A 20,010-nucleotide genomic window follows, 5' to 3' on the forward strand; every position below is an offset into this window, starting at 1 on the left:
GACAACTTATTTTTGCGTACGCTCCTCACTGATCATTAGTGACAGGCGTACTGTGAATGAGCCATTGCAGCACTTCCAGTGGCTATAAGCGACTGGGAAAACTTACTTCCACAGACTAACTAATAGTACCAAAAACTCCTGAAGATATTAAAAGAGGTTTATTCTTGTGACTTTATACGCTGATCTGCATCGTCATTTGGGTGGATCGGTTGTGCCTCGTATTCTTTGGCGATATTTTCAACGCCAAAACCCTGATTTAGCACACCGATTTCCTGAATACTCGGAGTTTGAGGAGTTTTATACCCGTCCTCGAAACACTCTAGATGAATATTTAGAATTGCATACGCTGGTGGAAAGTGTCCAAACAGCACAAACATTGCCTTACTTTATTTACCGACTGCTACGCGGTGCTTATATTTTTGAAAATCTCGCTTACTTAGAGTTGCGCTACACTCCCTACCTGCGGACTTCAGAGAAGTTAAGCCAATCTGAACGCATTGAGCAGATGGCAGAGATTGTGGAGATTGTCGGACGCGCTAGCCAGGTTCCGGAGTATCCGATCGTGACTAGCCAAATCCTGTGTATGCACTCGCGCCTTCCTTATGAGGTGAATCGGGCAATTGTTGACCTTGCGGCTCAACATCGCGAGTATGTTTGCGCGGTGGATTTAGCGGGGGGAGATGCCCATGTTGCCGAGCGTTTGGATGAGTTTGTGCAGTTGTATCAGTATGCGCGATCGCTCAACATTAAAACCACTGGTCATCTCTACGAAACCTCCAACGGCTGCTACCCAGAACTGCTCCCCTATCTGATGAGAATTGGTCACGGTATCCAAATTCCCTTGCAGTATCCAGAGTTATTACCAGAGGTGGCAAAATGCCAGCAATGCCTGGAAGTTTGCCCCACTACGTACCTCCAAACAGGCACGTTAGAGGATTTGCAGCAACTGAAGATCGTTTTTGACCGCTGTTTTGAAGCGGGTGTGGATATCGCCATCTGTACAGACAATGCGGGACTGCACAACGTCCGTCTGCCCTTCGAGTACGAAAACTTACTGACCTTAGACATCATTGACTTTGAGCAGCTAGAGGCTTGTCAGAATGCGGCATTCCGCCATGCCTTCGCTTGGCCCTACGAGCAGCCTCCTGCTTCCCTGCTGACTGGTTTGCTACAAAGCGATCGCCCCGAGGCTGTGGCGGCGAGATAAGGCGGCTTACAGCAAATATCTATCCGTCGGGTAGGGGAAAGCCCTCATCCCCTAACCCTTGCTGCCAGTAGAACAGAGCTTAATCGTTCGTAGCAAACCTCAACTGTCGTGCTGTGCCGTCATCGTTAAAGCGCTGCTCTCCTACACCCACCAACTCCACTACAACTTCCCGCGCTGGTGGCGTCCAGTTACCTTCCCGCCCTTCTATTTCAACGATCGCTTCTTGCCCTTCAACGCGCACTCGATAGGTCGTCGTACAGAACGCCCCGGACTTGTAATCAAAGGAGCGACCGTCATCCTCATAAAACGTCAACTCGCCCTCACCGGGAAAGACACGCAGCGTCAATAGGTCGATAGGACGCTGATCGACGTGCTGCATCACGGGTTGCATGGGGATGATTCCCCCGGCACAGACATAAAGCGGCATCCGTTCTAAGGGGGCTGAGGCAAGGATGTGGGTTGATCCGGTAAGCGATTCGCCTGTCCACCAGTCATACCAGCGACCTGCGGGCAAGTACACGCTACGGCATTCTACTCCCGGTCGATAAACTGGGGCTGCCATTAAAGATGAACCGAGTAGCACCTGATCGTAGAGTTTGTAGGTATTTTGATCTTCGGGGAATTGGTAAAGTAGAGGTCGCAAAATCGGGGCACCTGTTTGCGCGGCTTCCCAAAAGAAGGTGTAGAGGTAAGGGAGCAAGCGATAGCGTAGTTCGATGTACTCGCGGCAAATTTTCTCCACGCGATCGCCAAATACCCAAGGCTCGTGCTGGGCAGTGGTGAGTGCCGAGTGACCGCGCATCAAGGGATAGAGCATCCCTACTTGCATCCAACGGGCAAATAGTTCTGCCGTCGCATTGCCCGCAAAACCACCAATATCAGACCCGACAAAGGGAACCCCCGATAAACCGAGATTGCAGAGCATCGGCAGCGACCATTCTAGATACTCCCACAAGGCGTGATTGTCACCCGTCCAAACTGCCGACCAGCGTTGAATCCCCGCATAACCAGAGCGCGTTAAGACAAACGATCGTTCAGTCGGACGAGCGCGTTCTAGCCCTTCCGCCGCCGACCGTGCCATCATCTGTCCGTAGAGATTGTGTACTTCCCTATGGGTCGTTTTGGCATCGTCGGGCCCTTGGGGGGCATCATCGGGAAAAAAGATTTTATTGCCCTTATCTCCAAAGGGGCGGTCATCAATTGCCGGCTCATTCATATCGTTCCAAATGCCCGCCACTCCGCTTTCCGTGAGGCTTTTGTGCAAATTCCCCCACCATTCCCGCACATCTGAGCGCAAAAAATCTGGGAACACGGCTTTATCTGGCCAAACGTAGCCGTGGAACAATCTACCGTTCGCCTTCCGCACAAAATAATCCTTCTCTAACCCTTGCTCAAAAACCTTATAGTCGGCTTCTGGTTCGTACTTCACGCCAGGGTCAATAATCGTCACGGTCTTAAAGCCATCCTGCTTCAAGTCGCTCAATAACTGTTCGGGGTTAGGAAAGCGTTTGGGACTCCAGGTAAAAACCCGGTAGCCTCTCATATAGTCGATATCGAGATGAATGACATCACAGGGGATTTGGCGTTGGCGAAACTCTTGCGCGAGTTCCCGCACAATCTCCTCTGATTCGTAACTCCAACGGCACTGGTGGTATCCCAATGACCACTTTGGCGGCAGAGGCATCCGTCCAGTTAGCTGCGTGTAGGTACTTAAAATTGGCTGGGGATAGGGGCCATAGATGATGTAGTAGTCCAACTCATCGCCACGAGTCTCCATCCGCCACACTCCCGGATGTTCGGCACCGATATCGAACTGACTCCAAAAGGTGGTGTTGAAAAATACTCCGTAACCGACACCAGGACGCAGTGCCATGAAGAAGGGAATGGCTTGGTACATCTCATCCGTGAGCGGGCCGTAATCTAAGGCATCTTTTGTCCAGTTGGTTTGAGTTTCTGCCAGCTTGTCGAGCAATCCTGTCCGTTCCCCAAACCCGTAAAAGTGTTCCTCTGCCTCAATGTGCTTCCACCCGGCTACCGTTCCCTTGTGCCAACCGCTGCCCAGAGTTGCCTCATCGCGAGCAAAAGGCTTCCCGTCTTTGTCAAAGTACTCAATTCGACAAGGATCGCGCCCAATCCGCACCCGGATCTGTTCTGTCGAAAGTTCAATGGCATCGGCGCTCTCTTCAACTTCAAAGGGAACTGAGACCCACTCTTCATCCGCTTGAGTGACAGCCCAAGGTCGGCGTGGCAAAAACTCTCCGCTTGGGGACATCCGCACCCGAATTAAATTGGCTGCCAGAATGCTGATGGAGACGCGAGGGCCGCCACAATCGCAGAAGATGCCTCGTTCGTGACGTTCAACCGTTTCTACCCTGCTGAGGGTTGACCAGGATGATTCTGTAGTTGGCAAGGCTCCAAAGTATTGCGGCATAGTCCCAAATAGTGAAGTATTAGTGCGATCGCCCGTACTCAGGCGCTTGTTTTGCCCAAGACCCACTCAGATAAGCACAAGTAGTTACAGCTCTACATCTGCAAAAAGTAGTGGTGTAAACTTCATATCAAGCTTTTCTCTGTTGCTCTACTTTGTCAGTCAGCGCGACGCCCTCTCAGGTCACAGCGTTATGAGTTGAGAGGTCACGGAAATCACCGTCTCAATCAGTAACGACTGTTAAAATCGAATCTGTGCTTCCTCAACTATTATGGGCAATACCTTTGGGCATCTGTTTCGAGTTACAACTTTTGGTGAATCCCACGGCGGTGGCGTAGGGGTAGTGATAGATGGATGTCCACCCCAGTTAGAAATTTCCGCTGAAGAAATTCAAATTGAACTCGACCGTAGGCGTCCGGGACAAAGCAAAATCACGACGCCGCGCCGGGAAAGTGACACCTGCGAAATTGTGTCGGGAGTATTTGAAGGAAAAACCCTAGGAACACCAGTGATGATTCTGGTGCGGAATCAGGACACGCGATCGCAGGACTACAGTGAGATGGTGCAGACTTATCGTCCTTCTCACGCCGATGCCACCTACGATGCCAAGTATGGCATTCGCAACTGGCAAGGGGGCGGGAGGTCTTCCGCACGGGAAACGATTGGCAGAGTCGCCGCCGGAGCGATCGCTAAAAAAATCCTCAAGCAAGTTACCGGGGTGGAAATTGTTGGTTATGTCAAGCGCATCAAAGATTTAGAAGGCATTGTCGATCCCAACACGGTGACTCTCGAACAAGTCGAAAGCAATATTGTCCGTTGCCCAGATGGGGAATGCGCTGAACGGATGATTGAAAAAATTGAGCAGACTGGACGAAGTGGCGATTCCCTTGGTGGCGTTGTCGAATGTGTCGCCCGGAATTTGCCCAAAGGCTTGGGAGAACCTGTATTTGATAAATTAGAAGCCGATTTAGCAAAAGCTGTCATGTCCCTCCCTGCCAGCAAGGGGTTTGAAATTGGTTCGGGCTTTGCTGGAACCTTGCTCACCGGAAGCGAACATAATGACGAATTTTATACAGATGAAGCCGGAAATATTCGTACCGTAACCAATAACTCTGGGGGTATCCAAGGCGGCATCAGTAACGGAGAAAACCTTATTCTACGGGTAGCGTTTAAACCCACTGCTACCATACGAAAAGAACAGCGTACCGTCACTAGTACAGGTGAAGAGACAGTCTTGGCAGCAAAAGGACGACATGACCCTTGCGTTTTGCCTAGAGCCGTGCCTATGGTAGAGGCAATGGTTGCTTTAGTTTTATGCGATCACCTGCTGCGTCATCAGGGTCAGTGTGGTGTTTTACAGGCTAAAGAGACTGGTAACTAGTGAGCTGGCGATTGAGCAAACAGTACGGAGTCAGTGGCTTAGGGTTCAGGTTTTGCCCTTCCTGGCTCTACACAAGCCGGGTTTATAGCTCATCGCCATTTCCCAACTGTTAATTTCATTTTTCATCTTGGGCTTCGCCCCGCTGCGCTAACATATTTCGTCCTTTTTCGTCCTTGTCTCCCCTGCTTTCTAGTCTTTAGTCCCTAATCCCTACAATGGAAACCAGTTCTGACTCTGATTTTGTTATCCAGTTCTGGGGAGTACGAGGCAGTGTTCCCTCCCCTGGAAAAGAAACGGTTCGCTATGGAGGCAATACCTCCTGTGTCGAAATGCGCGTGGGTGGAAAACGCCTGATTTTTGATGGCGGTACTGGCTTACGGATGCTTGGAAAAACTTTAGCGTCTCAGAAGGCTATAGAAGCCCATTGGTTTTTTACCCACTACCACTGGGATCACATTCAAGGAATTCCCTTCTTTACTCCCGTCTTTAACAAGGGCAATTGCTTCCACATTCATGGGGCGGCACCACAGGGAGAAGTGATGGAACAGCATTTCAATGATCGTGTCCTGCATTTAAACTCCCCCGTTCCCATTAAAGAAGTTCAGGCTGACCTGAAATTTTACGATGTAGTCTGTGGCGATACCTTCACTCTGGATGACATTACCATCGAAACCAGTCCCTTGAATCATCCTAATGGCGCAATGGGCTATCGGATAACGTGGGAAGGGCATTCTGTCTTTTACTGCACGGATACCGAACATTTTCCAGACCGCTTGGATGAAAATGTGCTGCACCTTGCCCGTAATGCCGATATCCTAATTTACGATGCTATGTACACCGATGAGGAGTATCACAACCCCAAGTCACCGAAAGTGGGCTGGGGACACTCCACTTGGCAGGAAGCGATAAAAGTGGCAGAGGCAGCAGGTGTCAAGAAGGTGGCAATTTTTCACCACGAACCCAACCACAGCGACGATTTTCTGGATGGCATTGAGGTGGAAGTTCAAGAACGCTTCTCTGGTGGCTTCTTAGCACGGGAAGGGATGGTTGTTTCCGTCGCTTAGTTATTGCAGTGGTCAGTTGTCCGTTGTACTGAACTAAGAACTACAGAATGACTAATAAATTTAGCCTCAAATTGGTCAAATTTTTCGGTTTAGCGATCGCTACTGTGATCGTGGTTGTGGCGATCGCCTTCCATCAGCTTGCCGCCCAGAAAGCGCCGGACTCTCGTTTGAGGGAGACTACTCTATCAGGACAATCGGCAGTAATTGAGCGATCGCTGTTTGGGATGCACATTGCCGAACCCTTCAGCAACCTTTGGCCAGAGGGAGTTGCGAGTTGGCGATTGTGGGATACGAGTAGCTCGGCGGGGCTTCCTTTTTGGCCGCATTTAGAACGACACAAAGGAGAATGGGATTTCAGAACCCTAGATGACTGCGTGCAGTTAGCCCAGGAAAAAGGCGTGGACTTGATCTACGTTATGGGACTAACGCCAAAGTGGGCAGCCGCTCGCCCTGATGACTCCTCTCCCTACGGCGATGGCCCTACCCCCTCCGAACCAAAAGACCTGGAAGACTGGCGCAATTACGTCCGCACCGTTGCTACTCGTTATAAAGGCAAAATTCGCTACTACGAAATTTGGAACGAACCGAATCTGAAAAACTTCTACACAGGCACCCTCGATGAAATGCTGGTGTTAGCCCGTGAAGCCTACACCATCCTCAAAGAGGTTGACCCCGCGATTCAGGTCGTCTCCCCGTCTGTCATTGCCGGAGACTACGGGTGGCTAGTTAAAGGCGGGGCAGCTTGGCTAGATGAGTATTTCAGCAAGGGAGGAGACGCTTACACCGATATCGTCGGTGCCCACTTCTATCAGCAACAACACGATTTACCGCCTGAAGCCGCCATACCGCAAATTCAGCAAATTCAAGCGGTGATGAAAAAACACGGCTTAGAAAAAAAGCCCCTCTGGAACACGGAAACAGGTTTTGGGGAGAAAGGTCAAAATATCTTCTTTTCCGAGGAAGATAGTGCAGCTTACGTCGCTAGGGCTTACATTCTCAACTGGGCGCTAGGGATTCCTCGCTATTACTGGTATGCCTGGGATAACCGGAATGTGGTGACGATTCTTTTAGTTGAGAAGGATGGTAAAACCCTCACCGCCGCAGGAAAAGCCTATGGTGAGGTGCAAAAATGGCTAATAGGCTCGCGGCTGGAGGGATGCGATCGCGACGGTGATGAAACCTGGATGTGCCAGTTAACTAAAGAAGGTGGCGATCGCGCCTGGATTGTCTGGAACCCAAAGGGAGAAATAACCCTGGAGGTGCCTAGAAGCTTCGGCGTCCGGCAGGTAAGGGATTTGACAGGCAAAGAAGCCTTGCTCTCCCTACAGAACCGCCTGAAGGTTGGCAAAATGCCTGTGTTGTTAAGTCGATCAATTTAGATCTGGCACTTTGGTTAAGAAGTTTGTAAGGGTTGATTTTTTTAACGCAGAGGAACGCAAAGGTTTACGCAGAGGACGCGGAGGTTTTGGTGCAAGAGGTGAGGCTATGTTATGGGGAAGTAGCGCTAAAGCTAGCAGTCTGGTAGCTGCTTAGTTGGGCAAAGTGCTTCAAATAGTAAATTAGCGGCGGCTTGATTGCCAGCAACACTCAGGTGTACGTTATCTCGAAAATAAGTTTCGATGGTTTTTTGGGGTGAGGTTGACCACGCCTGATGAGTATCGACAACGGGAATTTGCAAGGACTTTAGCAATTGGAGAAATTCGGGTTGGTAGGGAGGTACTTTGGGCTGGGGAATTAGATCGCTGCGATCGGGGGTGTACAGCACGAAGAGGGGGATTTTTTCCGCACGAACTAAGCTAGCGATCGCCTTGAGTTTTTGCATATTCTGCTCAAACTGCCCCTCAGCATTTTCTGGATTAAGAGGCTGAACTTCAGGGGCGGGAGGATTGAGGTTTAAGCTATTGGCTAATCTGGGGAAAGCGTAGCGAGTCCATGCCTCTTGTACGGCAAAAAGGGGGGGTGAAGTGGGATAGTTGGGGTCAGTTCCGACGCGATCGCTTGTACTGGTTGGCTGAGTCAGGTCATGGGTGCCGATTTGGAGAATTACGGCATCGCTGTTGAAGGTGCCAAATTCTCGTAAATACCCCAAGTGGTTGCCAATTCCCCAAGAACCAGCGGAGGCATTAAGTACCTCAACTCGCGGGTTCGATGACTTGATTTTTGTTTCAAACAGTTCTGAGATCGTTTCCTTTTGATCGGTAGGATTGCCCCCATTGAGTACCGAGTCCCCCGTCATCACAATTCGTAGCGTTCCTAGAGGAGACTGAGGATTAATCGGTTCAGAACGCATTGAGTACTGGTTGTACTCAATCCTTCTGCCAAATCGGAAAATTTTTTGGTTGGGTTGAAAGCGATAACCCATCTGGGCATCCGCTTGTACTAACACAGGGTTACCCAAGCCGAAAATCAGTCTTAGCAGCACTTCCGTCGCTGCCAATGTTCCAACGCAAGCCCCTGGTATCCAGTATTTAGCAGAAAACTTCATCGCCGTGCATCCAGGTGAGGATTGAAGCTTGCCCCCGTGCGCCCTGTTACAATCCAGATCGCAGCACGTCCAGTATCGCGCAGAATGTGCAGCAAAGATTCTGATGGTTTGTCGGAAGGAACAGAAACGGCAGTGAAGGCAATGCCTCGGCTACCGAAAACGAAAAAGGCGATCGCTTTTGCTCGTCTCATGTGAAAGTCTGAGGTAATCAAGTAGACGTGCTGAATGTCCTGAGTTTTAAAGGTGGGCACTAACGTCGTAAAGTTAGTCACTGTATCCACCGCACGCCGATCGAGATGTACGCGTTCCTCGGCAATCCCAGCTTGGCGGAAGGTTACACGCGCTTTTTCTGGTGGTGAACCAGTCGAAACCCAGATATTGAGATCGGGATAGGCTTGAGCAAACTGGGCAGTGAAGGGTTCTCGCTCAAAATCTCCCCCTAAGGTCAAAATCGCTTCAGGAATAGGTGCTTGATAATAGGCGATCGCCAACCGCACGGGGATTATTCCCAGAAGTCCAATGAAAGCACAGCTAGCTACTAGGCGGAGTCTTTGGCGCTGGCGATGAAACCGATTTATCAACATGCTTGTTTACTTTGTTGATATGTAGTAGCAAGGCAGTAATTGACCTCAATAGCCAAGTTTTTCTGAACCCTCAGAGGAGGCTGAAGTTCCTAAATATTGAGGAAAGGGTTCTTTTTGGATGATCGCCCGGTAAGCAGATGCTAAATCAGACGCGATCGCCTTCCAAGCATATCGTTCCTTCACAAGCTGCAAACCATTCTCACCCAACTGCTGACGGTAATGGGGCTGATGGAGGAGTTGCGCGATCGCTCCTGCTAGTGCCTCAACGTCTCCCTCAACCACCAATCCCGCCTCAGCTTGTGCAATTTCTGGGGCAATCTGCACCCCCGGAGTTACAACTACGGGTAAGCCCGCCGCCATCGCTTCCGCTACCGCCACTCCAAAATTCTCCGAGAACGATGGTAGTACAAACAGATCTGAACCTTGCAACAGCAAATCTTTATCTTCACCCGTCACAAAACCCGCAAACGAGGTACAAGCGTCCAAGCCCAGAGACTTCACTAAGTTTTTGAGTTCGCTGACATACTCGGCTTCCCCAGCACCTGCCAAAATTACATGAAACTCGTAGCTTTGCTCAGCTAAGGACTTAAGCGCCTGCATCAGCAAATCTGGGCGTTTTTTGTAGTGGAGACGAGAAAGAAATAATACGACGCTCAGGCGATCGGGGATGTTGTAGAGTTTGCGTAGCCTAGACTTTGCTTGTTTTTGAAGTCCGGGCGGATTGACTCCTAAAGGTAAGGTAAGGCTACGAGTCTTCACCCCAAAGTTCCGGACATCGACGGCTTCACCGATGGAAGTGCAATGAATTGCTGCGGCTTGGTTGAGATTGTGTCGCTCAACTAAGAAGGTGTAGATCTGTTTTTTGAGCTGGCTTTGCGCTAATGCCCACGGAGTGAGTTGACCGATTGTCCTGACAACATAAGGAATATTTTGCCAACGGGCGATCGCTCCGGCACAAGTCGAGGCATAGGAAAAAAGATAGTGGGTATGAATTAGGTCGTAGTCTCCCCTATGTTGCCACAACCACTGAGTCAGTGCGGTGGAGAAGATAAACTCTTTCAGCGGTGGGGAAAAGCGCGGCAAAAACCACACCGGAACTTGTTCGTACTCAATGCGTTGGTTCAAAGGCACGTCTAGGAGAGTCTTGCCATTGTCATTTGTCGTGACAATTTCCGCCTCAACTTCGCAATCTCGCAACGCTTTTACCAGATTGAGAACAACTTGAGTTGGGCCACCCAAGGCGGGACTGACGGAGGGAATGACGTGCAAAACTTTCATGACTCAACCTCTCAACTCAGCCGTTTGGAGTAATGTTGCTAAGGTTTGCTTAAAACGCTCAAACCCGTAGTACTCAATCACTTTCTGTCGCAATTTTTCAGGCTGATATAAAAGTGGGTGAGAATAGGTTTTGTTCAAAATTTGAATCAGGCTTTGCGCGATCGCCTCCGCATCATCAGGATCGACCAAAACCCCCAATTCTCCCTGACAGAGGGCATCAATTGCACCATCGCGATCGCCTCCTAAAGTCGGCTTGCCAGAAGCTAAAGCCTCTAGGTAAACAATACCAAAGCCCTCGCCTTTGCTTGGCATGGCAAAGACATCGCAGAGATTGTAATGATCGCCCAGTTCTTCGTCAGGAATGAACCCCGTTAAAGTAACGCTCTCTTGCAGGTTTAACTGCGTGATCATTTGCTCAATACGGGGGCGATCGCTTCCCTGTCCAACCAAAACATAGTGAATATTGGGAATTTGCTCTCGTATTTTCGGTAAAGCTTGCAAAATTTGGTCATATCCTTTGTAGCGTTCCCTGCTATCTAATCTAGCGACGGTTAGGATAATCGGTTGTTCGGCAGTTAGCCCATAACGCTTTAGTAAATATTGAGGCTTGGGCGCAATTTGAAAGCGAGTCGCATCAAAAGTATTTGGTAAAACTGCCACCTTTGCGGGATCGAGATTTTGCTCTTTCAAGAGGCGATCGCGAGTATAACCGCTAACCGCCAGAATGCGATCGGCGTGCTGCAAGGCAGATCTTAAGCCAGGTTTTTGAATATTCCAAGCTTCTATACCGTGAGCAATTGCCCAGTAGGGAACATCTGTAAGACGTTTTAACAGATAGGCCGCAGGTGTGAAATTGAGATGAGTGGCAATAACTAAGTCAGGACGTTTCCAAATACCCTGTCCTACTATTTGAGCGGCAAAGGCTGCTGTCCGTAAAGGTAAAAACCACCTACCGCTGAAGTGAAATTGAGGGGGGTTTGAGAAAGAAAGACTTGGGGATGAACGGCGATCGTGCTTTAAGAAAACCTGGAAATCTACCTGAGGATATAAGTTTTGCAGGGCTTCTAATAAAGTTGCCGAATAAACTTGAATTCCACCTTTGAATTCAAAAATATTAGGAAACCATAAGTGAAACTTAGTTTTAACTAACGGTTGTGGCATTATTAAATATAAATTAACTTCTAACGCATCTAAGCAGGATTTAGTTAAACGTAGACTGAATGGCACTGACACAATATAGGTTCGTAGTTAGCAATTCATTGCTGCGGCGAAGACAGCGCCTACTACAACCTTTTAAATCACGCCTACTTGTCGAGCGTTTCCTGTACCCGACTTGCTAATTTTTGGCGATAGGATTTCCAGGTAAGCTGTTCTGCTTTGCGACGAGCCGCTTTTCCCATTTCGGCTAATTCTAACGGATGGCGATAGCACCACTCTAGTTTTTCTTGAATTGCCTCTACATCTCGAATCGGAATAATAAATCCCTCTACACCATCGGTAAATAAATTAATACCAGCGGTGTGTGAAGTTGTAATTACAGGAATACCACAAGCCATCGCCTCTAGGAGAACTAGCCCAAATCCTTCGACAAGAGAGGGAAAAACGAAAACACTCGCTGTGGTGTAATAGTTCATTAATGAAGCATGAGGAACAGAAGGAATGTAACGACAAATATTTGCATATTTATCTAACCAACCTACGGGAAATTCATTTGCTCCTACGAGTACTAATTCTGCATCAGGAAGCTGTAAATTTTGCCATGCTTGGATTAAATAATGGACACCTTTGCGCGGTCCAACTCGTCCAACAAACAAGGCTCGAAAACGTTCATCTAACTTGGGTTGGGGACGGAAGTAATCGACAGGAGCACCATAGGGAATAACGCTAATTTTTTCTGGTTTAATCCCAAAGTCTAGTAGAGATTGTTTGACAAACGAGGAGGGCACAAAAATATGGTCGGCAAGTTGGACTTCTTGTTCTTTCCGTTGAATTTTCCAAGCGGGTTCTTGTACTGCCTGTAAAGCTGGTGCGAGTTCGGGAAAATACTCCGCTTCTTGCACTTGAATTTCTCGACTGCGCCGATAAAAGAGAATGGGTAGTTCGTACAAACAAAGGATGCCCCTTGCTTTGGCGGCTTGGAAGGTGGTTGCTGCCCCATCTTCGTAGGCATAAACGGCATCAAGACCTTGAAGATGACGCTTGGCGACGTGGCGATCGAGGGAAGCATATACCCAAGCCACCAAATCTTGAGAATTAAGACTAAACTGGCGACCTAGCCCTGTCCGCATTAAAGCGACTCGCGTTGCTTCTTTCCAAGGATAAGTCCGAATCGGCACCCCTTCAGGGGCAATCCAGGTTCGCCGCCCTAGTTCTTGGGCAACACGGAGTCTAAGGGACGCGGGGAGGAGATTCAAGTAGTGCGACGCCGTTCCTTTGGGATTATAGGCAACTGTGGTGATGATTTCGTGGAGTAAATCGGCTTCCCATAACGCGATCGCTGCGTTACGAGAAAAGGGGCTACTAGTAGGATGAATCAGAGAAATACGAGGCTTGGGCATTTTGTTGCAATAGTTGTTGTTCTTGGTGCCAATGGTTAATAAACTCCAACTGCGGCAAGAGAAATATAAAACCACTGAGAAACCAGTAGTAGACAGAAAAAGTATGGTGAAACACCATTTGTCCTGATAGTTGGACTAGATGAATCAGTAAAGCGATCGCGGCTAATTGACGCAAAAAAGGACTTTTTAATTTCCAGAATAAACTCCAGAGTTTCAAGCCAATACAAATTCGCAGCCCGTACCAAAACGTAAACCCAATTGGGCCTAATTCCAAGGCGACTCTGCCCATTTCGGCTTCATAATATCCTGGAATATATTCACCCGCTGGCAAGCGCAATAAATTGCGAAGGGGTACAGCTCCTGGATGTGTTGCTCCCGTGCCGTAGCCATCCAGTTGTTTGTACTTGAAAAAATCTATAGGCTGTAGGAAATTTTCTCCAATACGTCGGGACAAGTCGGTGTTAGAAGTAAGACGGCGCTCAAATTGCTCAAACGCTGAACGAAATCCGAAAATAGCGACAGTAACGATCACTGTCGCTGGTAAAAGAATCTGTTTAGTTCCCCCCCGGAGGCTTCCCCGATTCATCAAGAATAAGGCGCCCAAATAGCCTACTAGAATTATGATCTCGGCAATTACTGGAGTGCGAGAACCCGTCATTACAGTGTTAGTAACGATCAAAAATAGTTCAACGATAGTAACCAGCTTCCACCACCGAGACTGCTTAACTGAAAGTAAGGGTAGCAGTAGCCCAAAACAGGCGATTAAATATCCGGCGTAACTGTTGAGGTAGGAAAAGGTTCCTGTAATTCGGACGGCGGCTTCGCTACCAAATCCGAAGGTCGCCACTTGTTGCTCAATGCCTGGGGCATAGGCGTTAATTGGACTGGTGGGAGGGCTGAAGAATTGAATAATGCCGATAACGCCAGTTGGAATGACTAATAAAAGATGCGATCGCAAAAATTTGTATAGTTCCTCCTCAGAGGGAAACAAGGCTGGTAGCATCCACATCAGGGGAATATACAAAAGATAGGCTTTAATTCCCAAAATTCCAACTATTGGCGAACCTAAGCTGGGATTAAACGCCTGAAATAAGCACCATCCTGCAGCTAAAAATACTAAAAGGTTTATCAAAAAGTTTTTATTTTGTAATGCCGGATTTCTCTTAATTCTTGAAAATCCAAAGTAACCTGTATAAGCTCCTAAAATAACGAAGTCTTTTAGGAAATAAATTATCTCGCTAGCCTGGGGTAATATCCATTTTCTCAGTGCCCCCTCAAAAACTACGAGAAAAAATACGCTTTTAGCAGCAGTCCGCCAATTTATCACCGAAAAAAAAGCTATACCTGCAATGGCGATTAGTGCGATTATCAGTTTCACTGAATTGCCCTCTCAAAGACTTGTAGATACTCCTGAGCGATCTTGGCTTTAGTATGCTGGCTTAAATGCGATGCCGATGCTGCCCTGTAATGAGAGAGTTTATCGGGATTGCTGAGTAAATCCAATAAAGCTTGTGTTAAGGCTTTAACATCGCTATTAGGAAAAGTCACTCCGCAAGGCCCGATAGCATCTTTTAATCCTCCTCCTTCCGAACCAACAACGACACACCCACAGGCAATCCCTTCCAATGCCACAATGCCAAAGGGTTCGTCCCAACGAGATGGCACAACGAGAATTTTGTGTGCATTTAACGATTGTGCTAACTCCTGCTCAACTTTCACGTCAACGAAGTCTACTTGTTCGAGAATTTTTAACGCTTTAACTTGTTGACGTAACGAGGATTCTTCTGGCCCGCTACCAATAATTGTTAACTTGGGAGTTAGTCCTAAGGGTTTCAGGTTCGCCAGGGCTTCTAGGAGTAAATCGACTCCTTTATCAGAAACTAAGCGCCCCAAAAAGACAAGTTCTTTATCGCGAGGAATCTCTGCTCTTTCATAAAATATATCTTCCTGATAGGGATTAGGAATGACCGTCGATGGCGCGGGAATGCGTTCAGCTAAAGCACAGCTAGCGGGAATGTTTGTAGCAAAACGAGAAACAAAACGCTTCAAATAATCTTGTAGGTCATAACTTCCATTGGGGCGACGATACCAAGTTTGGTGCGTCACTACTAAAGGACGATGATGGATATAAAACAATGGCCAAATTCCCTTCAAACTAATACAGGCTTGGAAGTAGAGGTCGCACCAACGGGTAAGGTTTAAGAGTTGTTTTAAGTTCGGTTGTCTGATAATTTCAAAAGGAAATTCTTTGGAGTCTTTGGCTAGTGTTTGGGAGACTAGCTTCACTTCATGTCCCTGACGTACGAACTCGTGAGCTAAGATAGAAACAACGGTTTCTACTCCACCAATGCTCGGATAAAATAAGGGAGAGTATATCAAAATCTTCATAAACTAGCAGACGCTAATTAAAGGTAAGCTTAACATTGCCTAAAAAAACGTTTTGTAGGAATTTTAACGTCGATTGCGGGGATTTCTACAGCTAAATAATAGGAAAATCCTGAAGCTATTTAACCTTTTGAATCAGTAGGCACAACGTATCGCCAGGAGTATCGTTGGGCAGGATAAGCGCTAGAAAATTAGCGATAAGTTGCGTAGAGGGGCGATAAATTAATGACCCTTTTTCGGGATAACCCCACTTTTCGACAATCTGTAGAGAATAGCGGGGCAGGATTTTGTCTAATGCGTTTAGTAGTACGGGATAAATATGAGTGGGGTCTCCTTTTTCATCAAATGAGGCGAGTTTGCTAGCCAGCAGAAATTTTAGCCTGCAACTTACGGAATGAATATTAGGAGTTGTGAGCAAGAAGTATCCATCCTCAGCAAGATGTGAATTGACCGCATAAAAAAGACGACCGGGATTTTCTAGGTGTTCTACAACTTCAATGGCGGTGATTAATCCAAATTCTTTATCTAAGAATAAATCGTCATAATCTAAGTTAGCGGGTAAAAAGGTAGCTTTGTGCGTTTTAAACTGAGTGCTATCTCGATCGACGCCATATAAATTAGTAAAGCCATGAGTTGCCAGTCGTTCTAGCCACGCCCCTGTGCCACAGCCAAGGTCAAGCACAGGAGTGTCACGACTGAGTTGAGGGAGGGATTGAATTAGCGACTCATGCAAACCGGAAATTGTACGCTCTACAAGTCGATCGTCTGGCATTTGCTGTTTGCCTCATTGCGTGTTGAAAGACTAATTGAGATTGACCTGAGATGGGTAAACAATACTTCAGTTTGTATCAACAATCTCGGTTTTTGGTAACAGATGCAAGCCTAGCGATCGCCTCGACGGCTAGCTACGACCTTTTCTATCGCCTCCACTAACGCTTCGACATTCTCCCGTGGAGACCAAGTTTCCATCCGTTTGTAGGCAGCTTCCCCCATTTGTTTTAATCGTTCGCGGTGCGGCAGCACGTCCTGTAAAACTGCTGCCAAGGCATCCACATCACCGCAGGCATAAATTAACCCCGTCTCGCCATGACGAATCAAGTCGTAACCCGCACCGACGCGATCGCTTGCCACTACAGGACAACCACAAAGCATGGCTTCGTTGACTACCACACCAAAAGGCTCATACTCTGAGGGAAAGACAAACAAATCGGCAGAACAATAAACCGAGGGTAATTGGGACTGATTCACAAAGCCAAGAAACCTCACTCGTTCTGACAGGTTCAACGCCTTAGCTTCTGCTTCGAGTTCCCTTCGCAATGGCCCTTCTCCCGCCATTACAAGATAACTGTCCGACGCATTGGCTTTAGCAAAGGCTTGTAAAACATCCTGCGGACGCTTCCAGGGTTGGAATTTAGCGCAGAAAAGAACAACAGGTGCCTCTTGGGGAATCTCCCATTGCTCTCGCACAGATGCTCGATTTACTTGTTTAGCCTGATGTATCCACCATTCATTGTTAACGACATAGGGCGTTAGCTGCACGAGTTGTTCGGGAATTCCCAACGAATGCATGAATCTAACGCTTCCAGAAGAGGGAACAATGGTGGTATCTGCAAGGCGAAAGATCTGAGGTAACAGCAACTTCTTCAGGGAAGCTTTCCACAATTGGCGATCGCGCGGACTTAATTCATGGGCATCTGTACCAAACAGCAACGGTGTCTTAGTCGTCTTTGCCGCCGCCGCAACAATCCAGAAGCTGGCATAGGCGTAGCCTGTAAAGGCAACTACCGCGTCAAAGTCACCGCTGCGTACTAGGTTCCATAACTTAGAGTTGATTAAGCCGAAGAACTTACCTAACCTGGGTTTAGGAGATTGGTTTGACAGTTGAATCCAGGGATAACCATCCAGTAGCGGAATATCCCAAGCCACTTCTATCCCAAAGCCAGCGTCTACCTCCGGTTCTGCACCTTGCAAGCTGCAATAGGCTACCAGAATGTCCAACTTCTGGTGCGACGCCATCAGTCGAAACAGAGGGACGGCATACTGGACGGGATGGGAAGCAACGATTAGTAGGCGGTATTTGCGGGTATTCATCGCTTGCTATCTTACTGGTTCGCGAGAACACTCGCTGAGGATATGTTTATATTAATCTTGCGATCGCCCTAACTCCGGGAAAGCCAAGCTTGAGAGGTTGCCAATGACTTATATACCCCAAAAACTTCTAAACTTTGAAACATTCCTCGATCAATATGGTGACAACCCCCGCTATGAAATCGCTGACGGAGAATTAGTTGAGATGGAACCTACGGAACCTCACGAAACCGTCAGTGGTAAACTAGCCACTCAAATCGCATCGCGATCGCAGCAGAAAAACTTCCCTGGTTCATTCCCCGCACTTGTTTAATCCGTCCCTTTGCCGATGTAGCGACTGCCCGCCGTCCCGATATTGTCGTGTTAGATGAAACCGTTCTCGCCAGCGAACCCCTATGGGAAAGAGAACCCGTAATTACTCTGGGACGATCGATCAAATTGGTAGTAGAAGTTGTCAGCACGAACTGGGAAACAGATTACGCCCGAAAAGTTGAAGAATATGCCCTTCTAGGGATTCCTGAGTATTGGATCGTTGATTATCGCGCCTTGGGGGGTGTGGCTTTTATTGGCAAACCCAAACAACCGACTATCACCGTTTGCCCACTGATTGACGAAGATTACACCCAGCAACAATTTCACCTCGCTTAACCGATTAGTTCTCCTCTGCTAAAAAACTTGCAACTTCGCCTCGATGATGTTCTTCCTCGTTATTCGATGTAAGCGATGAGTTCGTCCGACTGCTGGATATTTTCAGCACCAATGGCTTTGAGGCAGTAACCTAGGGATTCGAGAAACTGACAGGATTGTTGATGCACTTCGTACCCATGAGTGGCGAGAAAGATTGTTGGGTGACTGCTACTGAGTAGCGATTTTGCTCCCCTAAGAACCGACATTTCTGCCCCCTCCACATCAATTTTGATATGAGTGGGAAGGGGAATTTGACCGCTATTCACTAATTCATCTAAAGCAAGGGTTTCGACTTGCAGTTCGCCCTGAGAGGAAATCTGACCGAGAAAACTGTTGGAATGGGTGGCAAACGATGTGACTCCACAAGTATCAGAAACAGCTGAGGCTATTACCGTTACATTGTCGATTTGATTGAGTTGTAAATGTTGATTGAGGAATAAAAGATTGCGAGGTAAAGGCTCAAAGGCAAAAACTCTTCCCTGAGTTCCTACTAAAACAGAGGCTAATAAGGTGTAAAACCCAACGTGGGAACCAATATCAAACACAATGCTTCCTTCGGTAAGGGTTTCCTCAAAAAGACGTTGCTTTTCATATTCATAGCTCCCTAACCAACAGCCATGTTGACCGGAACCAACAATCCACTTTTTTCCCCTTAATTTTCCCTGCAAAATCGGCATTACCGTCTCCGCCGGAATGAATTGAAGCGGAAAGCGTAAAAGCTTACCGAAGAGCTTTTGATTAGAAATCTGTGAAACGTTCATAATTATCCAAGTTCACTTGTTTATTGCCTTCTAGCAGTGCGGCAAATATCTTGGCTTGTACAGATAAGTTATGGGCTTGATACCAGTTGTAGGCATTGTCGGCGATCGCCTGACCTCCCGGCAAGCCTAATTGTTCATTTTGAGCATCAGCAACCCAGTAGTGTTTGCCTGCTTGTAACCCATCGATTGGGACAGCACTTTGAGTAACCAAGACGGGAATTAGCTTATGGGCGCAGTAAGCGGCAAAGATTGTCGATTTGGCTAGATAGTCGGGCGGAGGAAAATTTAAGAAACCCACTAAAGAATTTAGTAAAAGTTCGCTAATTTCTGTAGCGTCTGTTACTCCCTTTTGAACGATAGGAATGCCATTAATGTCAGAGAAATTTAACCTTGTCGGAACGCCAATATCGCAAATTTCTTCAATGTTCAGCGCTTTGCAGGTCTGTTCTAGAGCCAGAAGGCATTGTTGGTAAACTAGCAATCGGCTATTGGGATGACCAAATACCACTAGCCGTCGCTGACGTTCTGCCAAGGGGGGTACCTGCTTGGGTTCTCCAATGTTAGAGAAGACAGGTAGGGTAGGAATTTCAATTTGTTTATCTTGGCTTAAGTGGTACAGCGTTTTGGCGTAAAGTTGTCTATTGGTAAGAGCGCGATCGCTCAGTTTTACCAAGCGAGCTACTAAATTTTTCTGTAGCGGCGATAACCAGAAGGAACTCGTCCAAGGTGGTCCAAAGGCGTGGAGTTCGTGAAACATCGTCACCAGCCTTCTTTGGGTACTCCCCGCCCGCCAACGCTGCAAGCCATCCACTAACCAGACCGGACAGCCCCGTTTCGCATAACCGTAACCCACATAATGCAATAGGAGCGTGGCGGATGAGGAGGGAAGCAGCAACGATAATAAGGCAGCGCTAGAACGCTCTGATACAGTACTGATGGGAAATCCTTCAATCTCCTCTGCACCTTCCCAACTGGGGTCGCCAACAATAAAATGCGTTTCGATGGCAAATTCTTGACGAAGTTGGCGGGCTAAACTCAGGGCATAATCCCCAAGACCATTAATTGCAGGGGGAAGCTTGGGTACAACCTGGATAATGACCATTA

16 protein-coding genes and 1 pseudogene are annotated in these 20,010 nt (G+C 47.8%); 5 read left to right on the top strand and 12 right to left on the bottom strand.

Annotated elements, in window-relative coordinates; genetic code table 11:
• Positions 1 to 166: 166 nt before the first annotated feature.
• Positions 167 to 1,207, top strand: coding sequence for an adenosine deaminase (locus AC5JR3_RS21600; RefSeq protein WP_495848636.1), 1,041 nt, complete (start codon positions 167 to 169; stop codon positions 1,205 to 1,207).
• 79 nt (positions 1,208 to 1,286) lie between these two features.
• Here AC5JR3_RS21600 and AC5JR3_RS21605 read toward each other — a convergent pair whose 3' ends face one another.
• The gene (locus AC5JR3_RS21605; protein ID WP_495848726.1) at positions 1,287 to 3,638 is read right to left on the bottom strand and encodes a glycoside hydrolase family 31 protein; all 2,352 of its coding nucleotides are present in this window, start codon (positions 3,636 to 3,638) and stop codon (positions 1,287 to 1,289) included.
• Positions 3,639 to 3,906: 268 nt separating this feature from the next.
• Between AC5JR3_RS21605 and aroC the strand changes: the two genes are divergently transcribed.
• From aroC to AC5JR3_RS21620, 3 genes are all read left to right on the top strand, one after another.
• On the top strand, positions 3,907 to 5,016 hold the full coding sequence (gene aroC, locus AC5JR3_RS21610) for a chorismate synthase (protein ID WP_495848637.1): 1,110 nt from the start codon (positions 3,907 to 3,909) through the stop codon (positions 5,014 to 5,016).
• 215 nt (positions 5,017 to 5,231) lie between these two features.
• Positions 5,232 to 6,080 (top strand): MBL fold metallo-hydrolase, encoded by an 849-nt coding sequence (locus AC5JR3_RS21615; protein WP_495848638.1) that lies wholly within the window; start codon positions 5,232 to 5,234, stop codon positions 6,078 to 6,080.
• Between the two features lie 47 nt (positions 6,081 to 6,127).
• A complete protein-coding gene (locus AC5JR3_RS21620) occupies positions 6,128 to 7,459 on the top strand; it encodes a GH39 family glycosyl hydrolase (RefSeq protein ID WP_495848639.1) in 1,332 nt (443 codons plus the stop codon).
• A 131-nt stretch (positions 7,460 to 7,590) separates the two neighbouring features.
• Here the strand turns inward: AC5JR3_RS21620 and AC5JR3_RS21625 are convergent, their stop codons facing one another.
• The 9 genes from AC5JR3_RS21625 to AC5JR3_RS21665 all read right to left on the bottom strand — a co-directional run bounded on the left by AC5JR3_RS21625 (position 7,591) and on the right by AC5JR3_RS21665 (position 17,461).
• Positions 7,591 to 8,565: an SGNH/GDSL hydrolase family protein gene (locus tag AC5JR3_RS21625; RefSeq protein WP_495848640.1), complete on the bottom strand. Its 975-nt coding sequence runs from the start codon at positions 8,563 to 8,565 to the stop codon at positions 7,591 to 7,593.
• Positions 8,562 to 9,149, bottom strand: a complete 588-nt coding sequence (locus AC5JR3_RS21630; RefSeq protein ID WP_495848641.1) for a YdcF family protein — start codon at positions 9,147 to 9,149, stop codon at positions 8,562 to 8,564. The genes AC5JR3_RS21625 and AC5JR3_RS21630 overlap by 4 nt, the downstream gene beginning before the upstream one ends.
• Positions 9,150 to 9,194: 45 nt before the next feature.
• Entirely contained in the window at positions 9,195 to 10,427 is a 1,233-nt protein-coding gene (locus AC5JR3_RS21635; protein ID WP_495848642.1) for a glycosyltransferase, read from the bottom strand.
• Between the two features lie 3 nt (positions 10,428 to 10,430).
• On the bottom strand, positions 10,431 to 11,588 hold the full coding sequence (locus AC5JR3_RS21640; RefSeq protein WP_495848643.1) for a glycosyltransferase: 1,158 nt from the start codon (positions 11,586 to 11,588) through the stop codon (positions 10,431 to 10,433).
• Positions 11,589 to 11,731: 143 nt separating this feature from the next.
• Complete coding sequence (locus AC5JR3_RS21645) at positions 11,732 to 12,985, bottom strand: glycosyltransferase family 4 protein (RefSeq protein WP_495848644.1); 1,254 nt, start codon at positions 12,983 to 12,985, stop codon at positions 11,732 to 11,734.
• On the bottom strand, positions 12,948 to 14,117 hold the full coding sequence (locus AC5JR3_RS21650) for an O-antigen ligase family protein (RefSeq protein ID WP_495848645.1): 1,170 nt from the start codon (positions 14,115 to 14,117) through the stop codon (positions 12,948 to 12,950). Before AC5JR3_RS21650 ends, AC5JR3_RS21645 begins: the two co-directional genes overlap by 38 nt.
• A gap of 242 nt (positions 14,118 to 14,359) precedes the next feature.
• Complete coding sequence (locus AC5JR3_RS21655; RefSeq protein ID WP_495848646.1) at positions 14,360 to 15,373, bottom strand: glycosyltransferase family 4 protein; 1,014 nt, start codon at positions 15,371 to 15,373, stop codon at positions 14,360 to 14,362.
• 115 nt (positions 15,374 to 15,488) lie between these two features.
• Entirely contained in the window at positions 15,489 to 16,142 is a 654-nt protein-coding gene (locus AC5JR3_RS21660; protein WP_495848647.1) for a class I SAM-dependent methyltransferase, read from the bottom strand.
• Between the two features lie 110 nt (positions 16,143 to 16,252).
• A complete protein-coding gene (locus tag AC5JR3_RS21665) occupies positions 16,253 to 17,461 on the bottom strand; it encodes a glycosyltransferase family 4 protein (protein ID WP_495848648.1) in 1,209 nt (402 codons plus the stop codon).
• 103 nt (positions 17,462 to 17,564) lie between these two features.
• Here AC5JR3_RS21665 and AC5JR3_RS21670 point away from each other — a divergent pair.
• A pseudogene (locus AC5JR3_RS21670) lies at positions 17,565 to 18,178 on the top strand (Uma2 family endonuclease).
• On the opposite strand, the gene AC5JR3_RS21675 reads toward AC5JR3_RS21670, so the two are convergent.
• The gene (locus AC5JR3_RS21675; RefSeq protein ID WP_495848649.1) at positions 18,166 to 18,906 is read right to left on the bottom strand and encodes an FkbM family methyltransferase; all 741 of its coding nucleotides are present in this window, start codon (positions 18,904 to 18,906) and stop codon (positions 18,166 to 18,168) included. The pseudogene AC5JR3_RS21670 and the gene AC5JR3_RS21675 overlap by 13 nt on opposite strands.
• A complete protein-coding gene (locus AC5JR3_RS21680; RefSeq protein WP_495848650.1) occupies positions 18,884 to 20,008 on the bottom strand; it encodes a glycosyltransferase family 1 protein in 1,125 nt (374 codons plus the stop codon). The genes AC5JR3_RS21675 and AC5JR3_RS21680 overlap by 23 nt, the downstream gene beginning before the upstream one ends.
• Positions 20,009 to 20,010 lie beyond the last annotated feature (2 nt).

It is taken from the genome of Kastovskya adunca (genome assembly GCF_059505785.1).

Excerpts from the sequence above, each read along its gene's own strand:
- AC5JR3_RS21605 (WP_495848726.1), bottom strand. The coding sequence starts at position 3,638 with ATGCCGCAATACTTTGGAGCCTTGCCAACTACAGAATCATCCTGGTCA.
- aroC (WP_495848637.1), top strand. The coding sequence starts at position 3,907 with ATGGGCAATACCTTTGGGCATCTGTTTCGAGTTACAACTTTTGGTGAA.
- AC5JR3_RS21615 (WP_495848638.1), top strand. The coding sequence starts at position 5,232 with ATGGAAACCAGTTCTGACTCTGATTTTGTTATCCAGTTCTGGGGAGTA.
- AC5JR3_RS21620 (WP_495848639.1), top strand. The coding sequence starts at position 6,128 with ATGACTAATAAATTTAGCCTCAAATTGGTCAAATTTTTCGGTTTAGCG.
- AC5JR3_RS21625 (WP_495848640.1), bottom strand. The coding sequence starts at position 8,565 with ATGAAGTTTTCTGCTAAATACTGGATACCAGGGGCTTGCGTTGGAACA.
- AC5JR3_RS21630 (WP_495848641.1), bottom strand. The coding sequence starts at position 9,149 with ATGTTGATAAATCGGTTTCATCGCCAGCGCCAAAGACTCCGCCTAGTA.
- AC5JR3_RS21635 (WP_495848642.1), bottom strand. The coding sequence starts at position 10,427 with ATGAAAGTTTTGCACGTCATTCCCTCCGTCAGTCCCGCCTTGGGTGGC.
- AC5JR3_RS21640 (WP_495848643.1), bottom strand. The coding sequence starts at position 11,588 with ATGCCACAACCGTTAGTTAAAACTAAGTTTCACTTATGGTTTCCTAAT.
- AC5JR3_RS21645 (WP_495848644.1), bottom strand. The coding sequence starts at position 12,985 with ATGCCCAAGCCTCGTATTTCTCTGATTCATCCTACTAGTAGCCCCTTT.
- AC5JR3_RS21655 (WP_495848646.1), bottom strand. The coding sequence starts at position 15,373 with ATGAAGATTTTGATATACTCTCCCTTATTTTATCCGAGCATTGGTGGA.
- AC5JR3_RS21660 (WP_495848647.1), bottom strand. The coding sequence starts at position 16,142 with ATGCCAGACGATCGACTTGTAGAGCGTACAATTTCCGGTTTGCATGAG.
- AC5JR3_RS21665 (WP_495848648.1), bottom strand. The coding sequence starts at position 17,461 with ATGAATACCCGCAAATACCGCCTACTAATCGTTGCTTCCCATCCCGTC.
- AC5JR3_RS21675 (WP_495848649.1), bottom strand. The coding sequence starts at position 18,906 with ATGAACGTTTCACAGATTTCTAATCAAAAGCTCTTCGGTAAGCTTTTA.
- AC5JR3_RS21680 (WP_495848650.1), bottom strand. The coding sequence starts at position 20,008 with ATGGTCATTATCCAGGTTGTACCCAAGCTTCCCCCTGCAATTAATGGT.